Raw genomic sequence first — 15834 nt, forward strand, 5'->3', positions numbered from 1 at the left:
TTTAACCGCGATCGCAATCAGACGCACGCGCTTCTCTGTTGCGCATATATAACCATATCTTTATATCTCAATCGCCCATGCCCAGCGAGGATGTGAATCTATGCCAGCCGATCCCAGCCAGAACGCTGCTCCAGCCGTCGGGAGCGAAGTCCGGTCCGCACTGAACGCATTGGCCCGCAAGCGCATCCTGATCCTCGATGGCGCCATGGGCACGCAGATCCAGGGATTGGGCTTTGGTGAGGAGGCATTTCACAGCACTCATACCAAGGGCTGCGATTGCCACCTCAAAGGCAATAACGACCTCCTTTCTCTCACGCAGCCCGACGCGATCCGGCAGATCCATCTCGACTACTGCCTCGCGGGCGCGGATATCATCGAGACCAACACCTTTTCATCGACCAGCATTGCCCAGGCAGATTACGGCACCGAGGCGCTTGTCTATGAGCTGAACGTTCAGAGCGCGCGGTTGGCGCGCGAGGCCTGCGCCCAAGCCAAGGCCCAGGATGGCCGCCGCCGTTTCGTGGCCGGAGCACTGGGGCCGACCAATCGCACCGCCTCCATCTCACCCGACGTGGAGAACCCGGGCTATAGAGCGGTGAGCTTCGATGATCTGCGGAAGGCCTATGCGGAACAGGTCCGCGGCCTCATGGATGGTGGCGCCGAGATCATTCTGATCGAGACGATCTTCGACACGCTGAACGCCAAGGCAGCGATCTTTGCCTGCGAGGAAGTGTTCACCGAGCGGCAAAATCACCTGCCGGTAATGATCTCCGGCACGATCACCGACCTTTCCGGCCGCACGCTCTCCGGCCAGACACCAGCTGCGTTCTGGTACTCGGTCCGTCACGCAAACCCCTTCACCATCGGTTTGAATTGTGCTTTAGGCGCAACCGCCATGCGCCCTCATCTTGCGGAAATCGCCGGTGTCGCAGACACCTTCGTCTGCGCCTATCCCAATGCCGGCCTGCCCAATGCATTCGGCGGCTATGACGAGACACCAGAGGATATGGCCGCCCAGATCAGCGAGTTTGCGCGCGAGGGGTTGGTCAATGTGGTGGGCGGCTGCTGCGGCTCGACGCCCGCCCATATCAAGGCGATCGCCGAGGCGGTCAGCGGTCTTAAGCCGCGTGAGATCCCGGAAATCCCACGGCTCATGCGCCTGTCGGGGCTCGAGCCCTTCGTCCTCACCGCGGATATCCCCTTCGTCAATGTAGGTGAGCGGACCAATGTCACGGGATCGGCGAAGTTCCGCAAGCTGATTACCGCTGGTGATTATGCCGGTGCGCTCGATGTGGCCCGCGATCAGGTGGAGAACGGCGCCCAGATCATCGACATCAACATGGACGAAGGCCTGATCGATTCTGAGCGCGCCATGGTCGAATTCCTCAACCTCATCGCAGCCGAGCCCGATATCGCGCGCGTGCCGGTGATGATCGACTCGTCCAAGTTCTCGATCATCGAGGCGGGTCTCAAATGCGTGCAAGGAAAGGCTCTGGTCAACTCGATCTCGCTGAAGGAGGGTGAGGAAGCCTTCCTCGACCACGCGCGCCTGGTGCGTGCCTATGGCGCAGCGGTTGTCGTCATGGCCTTTGATGAGAAGGGCCAGGCCGACACGCTGGAGCGTAAGGTCGAGATCTGCACCCGCGCCTACGAGCTTCTGACTAAGAAGGCTGGCTTTCCTCCAGAGGATATTGTGTTCGATCCCAATATCTTCGCCGTGGCCACTGGCATTGAGGAGCATGACGGTTACGGCGTCGCCTTTATCGAGGCGGCTCGCCAGATCCGGCAAACGCTGCCCCATGTCCATATTTCGGGCGGTGTCTCGAATCTTTCCTTCTCGTTCCGCGGCAATGAGCGGGTCCGTGAGGCGATGCACTCCGTCTTCCTGTATCACGCGATCCAGGCTGGTATGGACATGGGCATCGTCAATGCGGGGCAGCTTGCGGTATATGAAACCATCGATCCCGAGCTGCGCGAGGCTTGCGAGGACGTTGTGCTCAATCGCCGGTCGGATGCGACGGAGCGGTTGCTCGATCTTGCCGAGCGCTTCAAGGGAGCCGGTGCCAAGTCATCGGACGAGAAGAGCCAGGAATGGCGGAGTTGGCCGGTCGAAAAGCGCCTCGAGCATGCGCTCGTCAATGGCATCACCGAGTTTATCGAGCTTGATGTCGAAGAAGCCCGCCAGGCGGCTGCGCGCCCGCTTCATGTGATCGAAGGCCCGTTGATGGCCGGCATGAATGTCGTCGGTGATCTCTTCGGTGCGGGCAAGATGTTCCTGCCGCAGGTGGTGAAATCGGCGCGTGTGATGAAGCAGGCTGTCGCCTATCTCCTGCCCTTCATGGAACGGGAGAAGTTGGCCAACAAGGAGGCGAGCACACGTTCATCGGCCGGCAAGGTGCTCATGGCCACGGTGAAGGGCGATGTGCATGACATCGGCAAGAACATCGTCGGGGTCGTGCTCGCCTGCAACAATTATGAGGTGATTGATCTCGGCGTGATGGTGCCCGCCGCCAAGATTCTGGAAACCGCCCGCAAGGAGAAGGTGGATATTATCGGCCTTTCCGGCCTGATCACGCCATCTCTGGACGAGATGGTGCATGTCGCCGCTGAAATGGAGCGGGACGGGTTCGACATTCCGCTGCTGATCGGTGGTGCCACCACCAGCCGGGTCCATACGGCCGTCAAGATCCATCCCAGCTATCAGCGCAATCAGGCGGTTTATGTGACCGATGCAAGTCGCGCGGTGGGTGTGGTGTCGAGCCTTATGTCTCCGGAAGCGCGCGATGGATATATCGAGGCTATCCGTGCGGAATACCGTAAGGTCGCCGATGCCCATGCCCGCAGCGAGGCGGAAAAGCTCCGCCTCCCTCTGGCCCGTGCCCGAGAGAACGCCTATCGCATCGACTGGACGAACTATACGCCTCCCAAGCCGACATTCCTGGGCACGCGTGAGTTTGAGACCTATGACCTTGCCGAATTGGCACGGTTCATCGATTGGACGCCCTTCTTCCAGACCTGGGAGCTCAAGGGGCGCTATCCAGCGATCCTCGATGATGAAAAGCAGGGCGAGGCTGCCCGCCAGCTCTTCGAGGATGCCCAGGCCATGCTGCAAAAGATCATCGCCGAGCGTTGGTTTAAGCCGAAGGCCGTCATCGGATTCTGGCCCGCCAATGCGGTGGGCGATGACATTCGCCTGTTCACCGATGAAAGCCGCAGCCGCGAGCTTGCCACCTTCTTCACTCTGCGCCAGCAGCTCTCGAAGCGTGGCGATAAGGCAAATCTTGCCTTGTCAGACTTCGTCGCGCCGCTCGACAGCGGCAAGAAGGACTATCTCGGCGGCTTCGTAGTGACGGCCGGCATTGAGGAAGAGGCCATTGCCCAACGCTTTGCCCGCGCAAACGATGACTATTCCTCAATTCTCGTGAAAGCCTTGGCGGACCGCTTCGCCGAAGCCTTTGCGGAAGCCATGCATGCGAGAGTGCGTCGCGAGTTCTGGGGCTATGCTCCCGACGAGGCCTTCACGCCTGAGGAGCTGATTGCCGAACCCTATGCCGGCATCCGACCCGCACCGGGCTATCCCGCTCAGCCCGATCACACAGAGAAGGTGACCCTTTTCCGTCTGCTGGATGCCGAACGCGCCACCGGCGTGCATCTCACCGAAAGCTACGCAATGTGGCCGGGCTCGTCCGTTTCGGGTCTCTACTTCGCCCATCCTGAATCCTACTATTTCGGTGTTGCCAAAGTGGAGCAGGATCAGGTGGAAGATTATGCAGCCCGCAAAGGAATGGCGATTGCCGAGGTCGAGCGCTGGCTGGGGCCGATCCTCAACTACACGCCCGGTCAAAAGGATAGGTCTGCCGCCGCCTGACACGATGCTGTCATTCGGGCTGGAGAACTTGGCCGCTTCAGGCTATCTCCTGAAGTGGATCGGGGAGGGCTGACGTGACCACACTAGAGGAGACGGCGGAGGCCGTCGCTGAGACCTATCGTCTGCTGGGAGAGCACAATCTCTCGTTCGGCGGATCGGGCAATGTGAGCTGTCGGACCGCCACGGGCATGCTGATCACTCGGTCCGGTGTCACAGTGGACAGGTGCGAATCGCCAGATATCGTCGCCACAGACCACACGGGCAGGTCGCTGGGCAACGGCAAGCCGTCCAGCGAATGCTTCATGCATGCCGATATTTACGCGGCCTACCCGCAGGCGCGCGCCGTCATTCATGCCCATTCCGATGCCTGCACGGCATTAGCCTGTCTTGGCGAGGGGCTCCCCGCCTTTCATTACATGGTGGTCGGCTTTGGTGGTGCTGACGTGCGCTGTGCGCCATACACCACCTTTGGCACGCCCGAGCTGGGGCGTCTGGCCGTTGCGGCGCTGCGCGACAGATCAGCCTGCCTGTTGGCGAATCACGGCATGATCTGTTACGGCAGCTCGCTACGCGAGGCCTTCATGCGGGCGCAGCGCCTGGAAGCGCTCGCCCGGCAATATTTGCTGGCCCGATCGGCAGGCAGCCCGCGCATCCTGACTGATGAGGAGATCGCGGCGGCCATGAAACGATACGAGACTTACGGCTGATTCTGCGCGCTTTCGATGAGCTTGCGGAACTGCAGCATTGGACGGCCGTTCTTGATGAAGCCGATATAGCTGCTGCCCTGCTTGTAGACCTCGCCGCAATGACGGGCATTCTTCGTCCAGGATCTGAAGGACACGCAGAGCTTTTGGCCGACAACGGACCAAACCCCGGTATCGCTGGCGAGCATCGCGCGGCCGGAAATAGTTCCGTTCTGGGATGCTGTGATGGTGACGCTATGCTGGCCTTCCCAGGTTCCGGCGAAAGAGCCGGGGAATAGAGCCCTGATTTCTTTGCCGCTGAGCGGTCTTGTTTCGGCGTGGGCCGCTTGAGATGTAAAGGCCAAAGCCCCGATTATCGATACAAACAGAAGATTTCTCACCCCTGGCCTCCAGACCTGTGCGGGCGTTGGTGAAACGCAGCTTATCGCATGTACAGGCGATTTAACGCTGGCGTGGTTAATGCACCCTTGCCTTCCCCCGTGTATTCACACAGCCTTCCTGAAGATTGGCTGAACGCCAACGCTACTGAAGGAGGCAGGATGTCTGACGTAAAGCAAAATCCGCTGGTCAAGGCCGAGCGGCGCTCTCAGGTTCTCGAGATAATACTAGATCACCCGCCGGTCAATGCCATAAGTCGCCAGTTGAGCCGAGAGCTTTACGCTGTGGCTTATGAGTTTCAGGCAGATGACCAATTGCGGGTCGGCCTGATCACTGCCGCTGGCGAGCGCGCATTCTCGGCCGGTTGGGACTTCCGTGAGGCGGTGGCCACCGCGGAGGAACACGGCTCGCCCTTTGGGTTAACCTCGGAAAATCCGCATGGGCCCGGCGGCTTTGGCGGCATAACCAACTACCCGGGGCTCCTGAAGCCGCTCATCGCCGCGGTGCAGGCTCCCGCCATCGGCGGTGGCTTCGAAATCGCCTTGGCCTGTGACGTGATTGTGATGGCCGAGGATGCCTTTTTCCAGCTGCCGGAGATGCAGCGCGGCATTCTGCCCGATGCGGGAGGGGTGCAGCGCCTGCCACGGCGCATCCCCCGCAACGTGGCCGTTGAGATGATGCTCACCGGGCGTCGGATGTCGGCTGCCGAGGCGAAGCACTGGGGGTTGGTGCATGCGGTCTATCCGCGCGGCGAGCTCCTGGATGCCGCGAGGCAGCTGGCTGATGAAATCGCAGAAGGCGCACCTCTGGCCATGCAGGCCCTCAAAGAAGTGCTGGCAGAAACCGAAATGATGCCGCTTGGCCAGGCCATGGCCATAGACCGGGAGCCTCCTGAGCACCTGGCCATATATCGTCGCATGATGACGAGCAGCGATGCCGAAGAGGGGCCGCGCGCCTTCCTCGAGCGCCGCAAACCCAATTGGCAGGGGCGCTGACTGGAGCCAGCTGCCGTCCTGTTTGGACGTCCAACAAAATGATGTTGTACGTCCAACAAATTTTGTGAACTATGGACGAAGGTCAAAGCCCCGCCGCGTGAGTCGGACAAGAGGGTTTGGCCGCAAGAGGAGGAAACGTCTGATGAGGACACTTGCAAGGGCTGCGGTCGCAGCCTTGCCGCTGCTCTGCGCAACGCTCGTTCCCACGCTTCACGCCGAAGAGACCGTCAATGTGGCATCCTATGGCGGGGCCTACCAGGAGGCTTTGAAGAAGGCCTTCTATGATCCCACCGCCAAGGCTCTGGGCATAACCATCAAGGATTATACCCTGTCGAGCATCGCCGATATCCGCACACAGGTGAAGGCCGGTGCTGTCGAATGGGATGTGGTCGAGCTCTATTCTGGCCAGTGCCAGCAGGCGGCGAATGAAGGCCTGCTGGAGCCGCTTGACTATAACGTGATCAAGACGGACGGCATTCCGAAGGATTTGGTGCAAAGCCACTGGGTCGGCTTCACCGCCTATTCGACGGTGCTTGCCTATAACACCGAGGTCTATGGCGACAATCCACCGAAGAACTGGGCCGATTTCTGGAATGTGGAGAAGTTCCCGGGCACCCGGGCCCTGGGCGGCTATGGCCTTTCGACGACGGCCGAGATCGCGCTTCTGGCGGATGGTGTGCCGAAGGACAAGCTCTATCCGGTCGATCTCGATCGGGCGATCAAGAAGCTCGAGGAAATCCGGCCCCATATCGCGGCCTGGTGGACCTCCGGTGCGCAAGCGGGTCAGCTTGCGACCAGTGGCGAGGCCGATATGCTGGCCATCTGGGTTGCCCGTATCGAGGCGGCAATCAAGGACGGTGCTCCCTACGCTTTCACCTATGATCAGGCCATCATGGATGTGGAATGCCTGGTGGTGCCCAAGGGCGCGCCCAACCGCGAGCTCGCGATGAAGGTGATCAACTCCTTCCTGTCGCCGGATCTCCAGGCCGAGCTTCCGAAATATGTCTCTTACGGGCCGATCAATCAGAAGGCCTATGAGACCGGCAAGATCACGGCCGAAGCGACCGCGAATGCCAACACCTCGCCTGAGAACCTGGCCAAGCAGGTGGTGCAGAACAAGGCTTACTGGGCGGAAAACGGCCAGAAGTCGCAAGAGATGTGGGACAGCTTCCTCCAAAAGGGTCAGTGAGGGAGAGGATGGCGTGGCCGATGCGATCGGCCGGTCGCGCCGTCCGCCGCCCCCTCCATCACATCTCGATGCCATCATCTGAGGGATGACATTGCCATGACCGGTCTTGAGCAAGGCTCCCGGCCGAGCGCCAAGGCGCTGCCCGTTGCAATTTCCGGATTGACCAAGCGGTACGGGAACGTCACAGCGCTTGACCAGGTGAGCCTGTCCGTTGCGCCCGGCGAGTTCGTAACCCTTCTGGGTCCCTCCGGATCGGGCAAGACCACGCTGCTGATGGCTCTCGCCGGCTTCAGTCGGCCCGATAGCGGCTCGATTGCGATCAACGGCCAGGAGATCGTTCGCCAGCCGCCGCACAAGCGCAATATCGGCATGGTGTTCCAGAACTACGCGCTGTTTCCGCATATGAGCGTGGGCGACAACATCGCCTATCCCTTGCGCCTGAGGGGCGTTTCCAAAGCAGATGCTCAGCGGAAGGTCGTTGAAGCCCTTAAGCTTGTTCAGCTCGGTGGTTATGAGGACCGTCGCGTCGATCAGCTCTCCGGCGGCCAGCGCCAGCGGGTGGCCCTCGCCCGAGCCATCGTGTTCGAGCCGCGAATATTGCTGATGGACGAGCCCTTGTCCGCGCTCGACAAGCAGCTTCGCGAGCATATGCAGATCGAGATCCGGCGACTCCATAACCAGCTGCGCATGACCACCATAGCCGTGACCCACGACCAGCGGGAAGCCCTCACCATGTCCGATCGCGTGGCGGTCCTCAGGGATGGCAGGCTGATGCAGTTCGATACGCCGCGCGAAATCTATGAGCACCCCACGAGCCGTTTCGTCGCCGAATTCATAGGTGAATCGAGCTTCTTGCCCGTCGAGGTAAACGGCTCGACTGCCAGCTTTGCCGGCACGACCTTGAAGCTTCCCGAGCAGCCCGTCCGTATGTCCGGGCCGTTGCAGCTGTTGCTGAGGCCGGAAAAGCTCGAGCTTTGTCCCACCGACAATGAACCTGGTCGGGACGACGTGAACCATTTCCGTGGCACGCTGGCAGAGGCGGTCTTCCAAGGCGAGAGTGTCCTCGCGACCGTTCGGGTCGGCAGCGATCACGACATCATCGCTCGGGTTCCGAACAGCCGGTTACAGGCGCGCGGCTTGCCGGAGATCGGCTCGCCGGTGTGTCTTGCCATGCATGTTCAGGACACCCGCCTGGTGGCGGCCAACTAGGGGAGGCACCATGGCAAGCACGGTCCTCGCTCTTCCGCAAGACAGCGTGAATGCTGACGGGCTCGAGGCGGATGCTCGCGCCGAGCGCCGCGGCCTATTTGCACTCTGCTCGCCCGGTCTTCTGCTCGTGATCGCGCTCCTGGTTCTGCCGGTCGGCTGGCTCTTTCTCTTGTCGGCCGTGGACGGCCAAGGTGCGCTTTCCATCGAGAACTATGCGCGCATCTGGACAGAGGGTGCCTATCTCTCGATCTTCATCGTCACCTTCCAGATCAGCCTGCTGGTCACCGTCATCTGCGTTCTGCTGGGCTATCCGCTGGCCTATTGCCTAAGCCAGCTTCCGCAGAAATGGGCGGGCCTGCTCATGCTCGGGGTGCTGATCCCGTTCTGGACCTCGCTGCTGGTGCGCACCTATGCCTGGCTCGTCCTGCTCCAGCGCCGTGGCATCGTGAACAACACGCTCATGGATCTCGGGCTGATCGATCAGCCCCTGCGCCTGGTCAACAACATGACGGGCACCGTCATCGGCATGGTTCATGTCATGCTGCCCTTCCTGGTGTTGCCACTCTATGCCTCGATGCGGGCGATCGATCCCGGCTACTTGCGCGCAGCAGCCAATCTCGGTGCCTCACCGACGCGCGCCTTCTGGCAGATCTTCTTTCCACTCTCGATGCCGGGCCTCGTTGCTGGCCTGGTGCTCACCTTCATCCTTTGCCTTGGCTTCTACATCACACCAGCAATCCTTGGCGGCGGCCGCGTTCAGATGATCGCCCAGCGCGTGGAAGCATCCGTGTCGCTCTATCCGACATGGGGACCTGCGGCTGCGCTCGGCGTGGTCCTGCTCGTGCTCACCGTCTGCTTCCTGCTGCTCAGCCGCTTCATCGTGATGCGGCTGAACAAGAAGATGGGATAGCCCCATGGAGCAGCACATCTCACATGGCCGGCGTCTTTGGCTTTATGGCCTGACTGGCTTGATCATGCTGTTTCTCATCGCGCCGACCTTCATCGTCGTACCGATGTCCTTCTCGTCCTCGAACTCACTCATGTTCCCGCCGCCCGGCTTCTCACTGCGGTGGTACGAATCCTTCTTCACCCGCCCGCAATGGCAGGACGCGACCCTGGTATCCGTCCGGGTCAGTCTGCTGACCATGCTGCTTGCCACCCCAATCGGCACGGCCGCCGCCTATGGCCTGCATGTCGGCCGGTTCCGATTGAACGGCTTGGTCTATGGCGCCCTGATCGCACCGCTGATGGTGCCGGTCATACTCATCTCGATCGGCCTCTATTTCATCTATGCCCGCCTGGGGCTGGTAAACACGACGCTGGGCCTGGTGCTGGCCGATACCCTCCTCGCGGTGCCTTTCGTGCTGGTCACCGTCTCCGCAGGGCTGAAGAGCTACGACATGAGCCAGGAAATGGTGGCGCGCAGCCTTGGCGCGTCGCGCCTCTGGGCCTTCCTCACCGTCACACTGCCGCAGATCCGCTATTCCGTCATTTCCGGTGCGCTGCTCGCCTTCATCGTCGCCTTCGACGAGGTTGTCATCGCCATGCTGATCTCTGGAGGGGATGGCGCGACCTTGACCAAGCGGATGTTTTCGTCCCTGCGCGACGAGGTCGACCCCACGATCGCAGCAATCTCCAGCCTGTTGATCGTGCTGACCACCATTCCACCCATGATCGTCTATTTCCTCGCGAACCGCCGCAAAACAGATTGAACAGGTTCAGGAGCTCCTCATGTCTCAATTCGTCGATGTGGAAGACCGCGGCGCCGTCCGTCTGATCGCCCTCAACCGGCCTGACGTGCGCAACGCCATCAACACCGCGCTGCTGCTGCAGATGCGCAAGGCGGTCAAGGATGCCGCGGAAGCAGAGCACCTGCGCGCCATAATCATCACCGGCCGTGGTGGAGCCTTCTCGGGCGGGGCCGACGTCAAGGAATGGGCGGACAAGATCAAGGGCATAGATCCCCATCCCGACAATAGCTGGGTCGAAGAGGCGATCAAGCTTGTCCACGACGTCTATTCTCTGCGCAAGCCGACCATTGCCATGATCGATGGTGCAGCCGTTGGTGCCGGCCTCGATATGGCCTTGGCCTGCGATTTCCGCATTGCCTCCTCGCGTGCCAAGTTCATCTGCGCCTATACCCGCATCGGCTATCCCCCGGATTGCGGCGGCTCCTGGCTGATGCCGCGGGTGATGGGCCTCGAGAATGCGAAGCTCTTTGCCTATTCGGGCGATCTCTACGACGCGCAAAAAGCCAAGGAGACAGGGCTTGTCACTCGCGTCGTCGAGCCGGAAGCATTGGAAGCCGAAACCATGGCGCTTGCCGAAAAGCTTGCATCCGGGCCAACCGTCGCGATCGGGCTTGCCAAGCAGCTCATCGACACTGCCCACAGCCGTTCGCTCGCCGAGCAGCAACTCCTCGAATCCGAGTATGGGCGCATCTGCGCCAAGACGGCTGATCACGAGGAAGGGCTCAAGGCTGCCAACGAGCGGCGCTCGCCCAATTTCATCGGACGCTAAACGGTCCGGTAGCAGAGGACGCCATCCCGTGGATTTCTCCCTTACGTTTGAGCAAAAGGCGCTGGTCGAGGCGCTGACCACCTTCGTGGAAAAGGAGCTCTACCCTCACGAGGATATCGTTGAGGAACTGCGCGCCGTGCCGCCCGATATCGCGCAGGATATCAAGCAAAAGGCCAAGGAAGCGGGTTTCATCGCCATGAACATGCCTGCCGAGCTGGGTGGTGGTGGCTTGGATTATCAGACCCTCGCCCAGGTCGAGCGGGTGATGGGCAAACCCTCGACCGCGCTTAGCCTGCTGGTTAAGCGCCCGACCAAGATCCTGCTCGCCTGCAAGGGCGACCAGATCGAGGAATATCTGATGCCCTGCATCCGCGGCGAAAAGCTTGACTGCTTCGCGCTGACGGAACCCCATGCTGGCTCCGATGCTCGCGCGATCCGCACCTCTGCCCGTCGTGACGGGAATGATTGGGTCATCAATGGGGTGAAGCAGTTCATTTCCCACGCGGATGCTGCTGACTTCATCATCTTGAATGCCGTCACGGGCGAGGACGAGACGCCAAACGGCAGGCGCAAGCGCTTTACGGTCTTCCTAGTGGACCGGGACACGCCGGGCGTCACCATCACGCCGATGAAGTCGATCTGTACGCGCGGCTACAACCCGAACATGATCTATTTCGAGGATGTCCGCGTGCCGAATTCGAAGATCCTGGGCGAGGAGGGCAATGGCTTCAACTTCGCCAACGACTGGCTTTATTCCGGCCGCGTGATGCTGGCTGCCCATTGTACAGGCCGGGCGGAACGGGTCTTCGACATGGCTTGCGACTGGGCAGCCAACCGCAAGGCCTTCGGTAAGACTATCGGCGAATTCCAGGGAACCGGCTTCAAGATCTCGGACATGGCGATCGACATCCGCTTAGCCCTGCTGATGGTTCAGGAAGCGGCCTGGAAGATGGACGAGGGCACGTTGACCCGCCACGAAGCCTCGATGGTCAACCTGTTCGCCTCCGAAATGGTCGGGCGTGTGACTGATAACGCGGTGCAGATCTTCGGCGGCATGGGTGTTATGGAAGACTTCCCCATCCAGCGCTTCTGGCGTGATGCGCGCGTGGAACGTATCTGGGAGGGCACGTCCGAGATCCATCGCGACGTGATTTCCAGGGACATCCTCAAGCAGTACAGGCAGTAGATGAACAAGCCGGTCAAGCTGACCCCGACCATCGAAGCGCGTCGCCAGGACCTCATTCGCGGAACGATTAGATCGATCGCGCAGCTTGGTTATGCCAATTCGACAGTACAGACGATTTGCGATGCGGCTGGTCTGTCGCGGGGATTGATCGGCCATTATTTCAACGGCAAGGAAGACCTGCTGCTCCAGGCTTTTCGCTATCTCACCGAGCGTCTCGACGATCACGTCAGGCGGGCACTCAGGCAGGTGGGTGATGATCCGTTCCGGCGCCTGCTGGCGGTGGCCATCGTCACCTTCAGCGAGCCGCAGATCAGACGAGATACGGCGCCGGTATGGCTCGCCTTCTGGGGCGTCGCCCGTTGGAATCCCGAGATGCTGGCTGTCCACCGGGAACTCTATGCCCGCTATCGGCGCTGGATCGAGCGGATGATCAAAGCCGCCGCGGCGAACCGCCAACTGGAACTGGATAGCCGGCGTGCCGCGCTCACCTTTACGCAGCTGGTCGATGGCCTGTGGTTCGGCTGGGTTATGGAAGAGGATTACGATCTGGACGAGGCGCGTCACGTGCTTTCCTCGTGGGTCTTCGAGACGTTCAACGAGAACCCGGAGGACCATGCGGATCTCTACGAGATTCTTGCGCAGGTTTCCTCCGGCGATCCCATCGCCTGATTGAGAATGGCTATGCAGACGGGGTGCCTGCAGCCAACGATAGGAACAGGAAACACTATGGAAGCGGGAAGGGGACATCATCTCGCGCGGCGGGCGAATATCCGCAGATTGCTCGCACCGCGCCATATCATGTTCGCCGGTGGAGAGCGGAATATCGAGGCCATCGAGATCACGCTGAAGGCTGGCTATAAAGGCCGCATTCTCGTGGTCAATCCACGCCGCAAGGAGCTGGCGGGCATTCCATGCGTGCCGAGCGTGAAGGACCTGGACGTCGCGCCGGATGCATCCTTCCTCACCATACCTGCCGATGCCACCGTCCAGATGGTACGTGATCTCAACGAGATCGGAGCCGGAGGCGCGGTCCTGTATGCCTCGGGTTTCTCCGAGCTTCCTGGCATTGGCCAGGAACGGAACAAGGCGCTGGTGCAGGCGGCCGGCGATATGGCGATCGTGGGGCCGAACTGCTTTGGCCTTGTGAACTATGTCACCGGCGCCAGCATGTGGAATGTGCCCTATATGACCGACGCGGGCCCGCGCGGCGCGGCCATCATCGGCCAGAGTGGCAATCTCTGCATCAATCTCACCCAGAACCAGCGCCAGGTTCCCTTCAGCTATGTGATCAGCGCCGGCAACCAGGCGGTTCTCGGGTTTGAGGATTATATCGATGTCCTTATAGACGACCCGAATGTCACGGCGATCGGCCTGTTCATGGAAGGCATCAGGGATGTGCCGCGTTTTGCTGAGGCCTGCGCCCGTGCCTTGGAACAGCAGGTCCCGGTCGTGGCCCTCAGGGTGGGTGTCTCGGAGCTTGGTGCCAAGCTCGCTGCGAGCCACACGAGCTCGCTTGCCGGACAGAACGAGCTCTATGATGCCCTCTTTGATCGTCTCGGCATCATGCAGACCGACTCGGTGCCGCAATTTCTTGAGTTGCTCAAGACAGCATCCCTATGGCCGAAACCGCACGGTCGGCGCCTGACCGTCTTTTCGAGCTCCGGGGGCGACAATGGCATGGCAGCGGATTACGCCTCCCTGGCCGGTCTTGAGTTACCGCCGCCCGATGATGCCCAGCGCGCCGCTGTTCAGGCCCTTCTTCCCGACTACGGCACCGCATCCAACCCGCTGGATTTCACCGCCGGCTATTGGGGACAAGAAGAGCTTTTGACCCCCATGTTCTCGGAGATGATGTCACGCAACTACGATCAGGCTCTGCTCGTCATCGACCATGGCCGGCCCGAGCTGATCCCCGCGCCAGACAAGGCTCACCAGGCTATGGTCCGCTCGCTCGGCACGGCGAGTCGTGCCACGGGGATTCCTGGCGCAATTGCCTGCGTCAATCCGGAATCCATGCCGGAATCCATGCGCCGCATGGTGATCGATGAAGGTCTGTTGCCACTCCAGGGGCTCCATGATGCAGGCCCCGTGCTCGGTCTCTGGACAGAGTACGCTGAGCGCTGCCGCAGCGGGGAACCGGTTCAGGTGCCTTTTACCGTGAAGCCGCTTGATCCTACCATCGGGCGTAGCCTCAACGAGCATGCATCCAAGACAGCCCTTGCCGCCTATGGATTGCCCGTTCCGGCGGGCCGCGTGGCCAGGCTTGGTGATCTGCCCCAGGCCATCGCCGACCTCAAGGGCCGCCCCTTCGTCCTGAAGGCGCTTCATGACGATCTGCTGCATAAGACGGAAGTTGGCGGCGTGGCGCTCGGACTGGCCGATGCCGAAGCCGTTGCTGCGTCTGCACGGGCGATGAAGACGGAGGTGGAGGCGAAGCGGCCGGGTTTGCACCTCGACCAGTTCCTCATCGAGCCCATGATCACCGATGTTGTGGCGGAGCTTATCGTGGGCGTGAAGCGCGACCCTCTCTTTGGCCTTGTCCTGGTGATCGGCGCGGGGGGCATTCTGGTTGAGCTCCTGCGCGATGCGGAGAGGCTGCTGCTGCCGACCACACCGAAGGAGGTCGAGGCGGCGATCAGGCGACTCAAGACGTTCAAGCTCCTCGATGGCTTCCGCGGACGGCCGCGTGGCGATCTCGCGGCGACCATCGCAGCCGTAATGAGCATTGCCGAATATGCCGCAGCCCAGCGGGAGAGCCTGCACGAACTCGACGTGAACCCTTTGATGGTTCTGCCGGAGGGCCGAGGCGCAATGGCTGCGGATGCTCTCATCGTCAGCTGCAAGCTGTGAGCTGATGGTGCCACCGCTATTGACTGGCGGCGTCCTCCCTGTAACAAACCGGGACATGATCAAGCGTTTCGTCTCGATGCTGATACTCGGCATCTGCGTCGGTATGAGTGTTCTACCCGCCCGTGCCGCATGGCAGAATCTTCGCGAAGACATCGTAAAAGGCGGCAGTATCACCGTCATGATCATGACCGACGGCACGCCGGTGACGCCCCTTCACGGCACGGAGACCATCCCGACGCTGGTCGTCCGCTGCTATGAGGACACGACTTCGATCTATGTACGGTGGGATGGATCGATTCAGGCGGATCACACGTCGGTTAGGTACCGCATCGATGGCGGGCGGGAACGCTCCGACACCTGGACGCTCTCTCCGAGCCACACCGCGACAGGTCTGTTCACTGGCGCGTCCAGCATTCCGCTGATCAAATCCTTGATCGGGCATCGCAAGTTCACGCTGGTGCTCGCGCCCGACTCCGCTGCGCCGGTGAGCACCACCTTCGCGCTCGATGACATGGATCTGGCAATTAAGCCTGTACGGGACGCCTGTCGCTGGTAGGCTCGGCACGCCAGTCCGCATAGAGCATTTTCGAGCGAAGTGGATAGGGGTAGGCGAGGCAGGAAAGTCGCGAACGCTCTAGCAATCCTCGTGGAACTTTGCCGCGACGAGATCCTGCAAGGCATCGAGCGCTTGTTCCGCCTCGGGGCCCGACGCGGTGACGACGATTGTCGAACCGGGATGGGCAGCCAGCATCATCAGCCCCATGATGGACGTGCCCACGACCGTTTGTCCGTCGCGGCTGACCGTGACATGAGCATTGAAGCTTTCCGCACAGCGAACGAACTTCGCTGAGGCCCGGGCATGAAGACCACGGCTATTGATGATCTCGAACGTGCGCTCGAGAGGTTTGACTTCGGCTTTCGTCATTGACTCGTTA

The 15834-nt window shown here is 61.0% G+C and carries 14 protein-coding genes; 12 read left to right on the top strand and 2 right to left on the bottom strand.

Annotation, left to right across the window (positions count from 1 at the left end):
- The first annotated feature begins 100 nt into the window (after positions 1–100).
- Both metH and RCF49_RS14835 read left to right on the top strand, forming a co-directional pair.
- Positions 101–3868 (top strand): methionine synthase, encoded by a 3768-nt coding sequence (metH, locus tag RCF49_RS14830; RefSeq protein ID WP_342640579.1) that lies wholly within the window; start codon positions 101–103, stop codon positions 3866–3868.
- 74 nt (positions 3869–3942) lie between these two features.
- Entirely contained in the window at positions 3943–4575 is a 633-nt protein-coding gene (locus RCF49_RS14835; RefSeq protein WP_342640580.1) for a class II aldolase/adducin family protein, read from the top strand.
- Here the strand turns inward: RCF49_RS14835 and RCF49_RS14840 are convergent.
- Positions 4566–4952: a hypothetical protein gene (locus RCF49_RS14840; protein WP_342640581.1), complete on the bottom strand. Its 387-nt coding sequence runs from the start codon at positions 4950–4952 to the stop codon at positions 4566–4568. The genes RCF49_RS14835 and RCF49_RS14840 overlap by 10 nt on opposite strands.
- A 159-nt stretch (positions 4953–5111) precedes the next feature.
- Here RCF49_RS14840 and RCF49_RS14845 point away from each other — a divergent pair, with 159 nt between their 5' ends.
- The 10 genes from RCF49_RS14845 to RCF49_RS14890 all read left to right on the top strand — a co-directional run bounded on the left by RCF49_RS14845 (position 5112) and on the right by RCF49_RS14890 (position 15455).
- Positions 5112–5945: an enoyl-CoA hydratase-related protein gene (locus RCF49_RS14845; RefSeq protein WP_342640582.1), complete on the top strand. Its 834-nt coding sequence runs from the start codon at positions 5112–5114 to the stop codon at positions 5943–5945.
- Positions 5946–6087: 142 nt separating this feature from the next.
- Positions 6088–7134, top strand: coding sequence for a polyamine ABC transporter substrate-binding protein (locus tag RCF49_RS14850; RefSeq protein WP_342640583.1), 1047 nt, complete (start codon positions 6088–6090; stop codon positions 7132–7134).
- 96 nt (positions 7135–7230) lie between these two features.
- Positions 7231–8343 carry an ABC transporter ATP-binding protein gene (locus RCF49_RS14855; RefSeq protein WP_342640584.1) on the top strand — a complete coding sequence of 371 codons (1113 nt, stop codon included), beginning with the start codon at positions 7231–7233 and terminating at the stop codon, positions 8341–8343.
- A gap of 10 nt (positions 8344–8353) precedes the next feature.
- A complete protein-coding gene (locus tag RCF49_RS14860) occupies positions 8354–9253 on the top strand; it encodes an ABC transporter permease (RefSeq protein ID WP_342640585.1) in 900 nt (299 codons plus the stop codon).
- Between the two features lie 4 nt (positions 9254–9257).
- On the top strand, positions 9258–10055 hold the full coding sequence (locus tag RCF49_RS14865; protein WP_342640586.1) for an ABC transporter permease: 798 nt from the start codon (positions 9258–9260) through the stop codon (positions 10053–10055).
- 19 nt (positions 10056–10074) lie between these two features.
- Entirely contained in the window at positions 10075–10863 is a 789-nt protein-coding gene (locus RCF49_RS14870; RefSeq protein WP_342640587.1) for an enoyl-CoA hydratase/isomerase family protein, read from the top strand.
- Between the two features lie 28 nt (positions 10864–10891).
- Complete coding sequence (locus RCF49_RS14875; protein WP_342640588.1) at positions 10892–12049, top strand: acyl-CoA dehydrogenase family protein; 1158 nt, start codon at positions 10892–10894, stop codon at positions 12047–12049.
- Positions 12050–12718, top strand: coding sequence for a TetR family transcriptional regulator C-terminal domain-containing protein (locus RCF49_RS14880; protein WP_342640589.1), 669 nt, complete (start codon positions 12050–12052; stop codon positions 12716–12718). It begins immediately after the preceding gene.
- Between the two features lie 57 nt (positions 12719–12775).
- Positions 12776–14899 carry an acetate--CoA ligase family protein gene (locus tag RCF49_RS14885; protein ID WP_342640590.1) on the top strand — a complete coding sequence of 708 codons (2124 nt, stop codon included), beginning with the start codon at positions 12776–12778 and terminating at the stop codon, positions 14897–14899.
- A 55-nt stretch (positions 14900–14954) separates the two neighbouring features.
- Positions 14955–15455 (top strand): type VI secretion system-associated protein TagO, encoded by a 501-nt coding sequence (locus RCF49_RS14890; RefSeq protein ID WP_342640591.1) that lies wholly within the window; start codon positions 14955–14957, stop codon positions 15453–15455.
- Positions 15456–15533: 78 nt separating this feature from the next.
- On the opposite strand, the gene RCF49_RS14895 is transcribed toward RCF49_RS14890, so the two are convergent.
- Complete coding sequence (locus RCF49_RS14895; protein ID WP_342640592.1) at positions 15534–15824, bottom strand: HPr family phosphocarrier protein; 291 nt, start codon at positions 15822–15824, stop codon at positions 15534–15536.
- Positions 15825–15834: the final 10 nt, after the last annotated feature.

The organism is Rhodoligotrophos sp. CJ14, assembly GCF_038811545.1.
GTDB lineage: Bacteria > Pseudomonadota > Alphaproteobacteria > Rhizobiales > Im1 > Rhodoligotrophos > Rhodoligotrophos ferricapiens.

What these genes read in the sequence shown, in the direction of transcription:
- RCF49_RS14855 (WP_342640584.1), top strand. Translation starts at nt 7,231, where the DNA reads ATGACCGGTCTTGAGCAAGGCTCCCGGCCGAGCGCCAAGGCGCTGCCC.
- RCF49_RS14895 (WP_342640592.1), bottom strand. Translation starts at nt 15,824, where the DNA reads ATGACGAAAGCCGAAGTCAAACCTCTCGAGCGCACGTTCGAGATCATC.
- metH (WP_342640579.1), top strand. Translation starts at nt 101, where the DNA reads ATGCCAGCCGATCCCAGCCAGAACGCTGCTCCAGCCGTCGGGAGCGAA.
- RCF49_RS14865 (WP_342640586.1), top strand. Translation starts at nt 9,258, where the DNA reads ATGGAGCAGCACATCTCACATGGCCGGCGTCTTTGGCTTTATGGCCTG.
- RCF49_RS14860 (WP_342640585.1), top strand. Translation starts at nt 8,354, where the DNA reads ATGGCAAGCACGGTCCTCGCTCTTCCGCAAGACAGCGTGAATGCTGAC.
- RCF49_RS14845 (WP_342640582.1), top strand. Translation starts at nt 5,112, where the DNA reads ATGTCTGACGTAAAGCAAAATCCGCTGGTCAAGGCCGAGCGGCGCTCT.
- RCF49_RS14890 (WP_342640591.1), top strand. Translation starts at nt 14,955, where the DNA reads ATGATCAAGCGTTTCGTCTCGATGCTGATACTCGGCATCTGCGTCGGT.
- RCF49_RS14880 (WP_342640589.1), top strand. Translation starts at nt 12,050, where the DNA reads ATGAACAAGCCGGTCAAGCTGACCCCGACCATCGAAGCGCGTCGCCAG.
- RCF49_RS14885 (WP_342640590.1), top strand. Translation starts at nt 12,776, where the DNA reads ATGGAAGCGGGAAGGGGACATCATCTCGCGCGGCGGGCGAATATCCGC.
- RCF49_RS14870 (WP_342640587.1), top strand. Translation starts at nt 10,075, where the DNA reads ATGTCTCAATTCGTCGATGTGGAAGACCGCGGCGCCGTCCGTCTGATC.
- RCF49_RS14850 (WP_342640583.1), top strand. Translation starts at nt 6,088, where the DNA reads ATGAGGACACTTGCAAGGGCTGCGGTCGCAGCCTTGCCGCTGCTCTGC.